Genomic DNA, 1,361 nt, shown 5'->3' on the forward strand with positions numbered 1-1,361 from the left:
GTCCGGCAGCCGCCGGTACAGGCCGGGCCGCTCGGCGTAGCACCAGTTGCGCCAGCCGGGCCCGAGGCCGCTGTGCGGGGAGCGCACCGAGCGCCACCAGGGACGCTCCCGGGGCGGCGGGGCGTCGTGCCAGCGCAGCCGGTCCGTCCGGGCCAGCACCCGGACCTCGGTCCCCTGTTCGGCGAGGAGCGCGGCCGTCTCCAGGGCCGACTGCCCGGCGCCGATCACGGTGACGTCCCGGTCGCGGAACCGTTCCAGGCCGGCGTGGCCGCTGCTGTGCGAGACCAGTTCCGGCGGCAGGCCGCGCAGGGCGGCCGGGATCTGCGCGAACGGCAGCGCGCCCACGGCCAGCGCGACCGTCCGCGCGGTGATCGTCTCCCCGTCCTCGGTGACGGTGTCGAAGCCGCCGGCGCGGGGCGCCACCCGGGTCACGGTGCGTTCGTCGACGCCGGGGACGGCGTTGCGGGCGAACCACAGCCCGTACTCGGCGAACACCTCCAGCGGGACCGGGACGGCGTGCCGGGCCGTCGTCCCGCGGAAGGCGCGGAAGACGTCGAGCCGCCAGCGGCCCTCGGGGTCGGACAGGTCGGACGCCCACGGCTCCGATGCGAGCAGCATGCCGCGGGGCATGTGGTCGCGCCAGGCCGCCATGGGCCGGCCGAGGACCCGGACGTCCAGGCCGGCCGCCGTGGCGTGCGACGCGATGGACAGGCCGTACGGTCCGGCGCCCACCACCAGCAGGTCGTACATCGGCAACTGCTCGCTTTCTCGTCGGAGTCCTCGCGTTCGCCCGTGCGGGGGGTCGGCGGTCCCGAAGCGGTATCCGTACCGGCGTTCGTCATATGAATGTGACTGTCCGTCAGTCATCTGGGATGACCGGGAGTCCGGGTCATCGCACGGGCGAGTGAGGAGAGGAGCGGGAATGGCTCCACACCGGCGCACAGCCCGGCCCGGGAGGCCGGCCGTCATCGCGGCGGTGGTCGTCGCGCTGGCCACCCTGGCGGTCGGCCCCGGGTCCGCCGCGGGCACGGAAACGGTGCGGACCCCTGAGCCCCCCGCGCCGGCCCCGGCACCCTCCGCGGCCGCCCGGACCGTCCCGCCCTTCGGGGCGTTCCTCGACTCCGGCCCGCGGGGGGTCGCGCGGATGGCCGCGCTGAGCCACTGGCTCGGCGGGACCCGGCTGAAGGTCGCCCACACCTATCTGCCCGGCGGCAGCTGGGAGGACATCGAGGGCCCGCCCGGCTTCCTGGACCCGTGGGCGTGGTGGCGGCGTCGGCAGGCGGACCGCACGCTCGTCCTCAACGTGCCGATGCAGGAGCGCAACGAGGAGAACGTCCCGGACGCCGAGGTGCGCGGGCTGC

1 protein-coding gene and 1 pseudogene are annotated in these 1,361 nt (G+C 76.0%); one reads left to right on the forward strand and one right to left on the reverse strand.

The window, feature by feature from the left end; genetic code table 11:
* Positions 1 to 750: NAD(P)-binding domain-containing protein (locus IE312_RS43095; RefSeq protein WP_229900765.1), on the reverse strand; the 750-nt coding region annotated here is incomplete at its 3' end.
* A gap of 172 nt (positions 751 to 922) precedes the next feature.
* Between IE312_RS43095 and IE312_RS43100 the strand changes: the two are divergent.
* A pseudogene (locus tag IE312_RS43100) lies at positions 923 to 1,361 on the forward strand (hypothetical protein); the annotation flags it as partial.

This window comes from Streptomyces capoamus, assembly GCF_014654935.1.
Classification (GTDB): domain Bacteria; phylum Actinomycetota; class Actinomycetes; order Streptomycetales; family Streptomycetaceae; genus Streptomyces; species Streptomyces capoamus.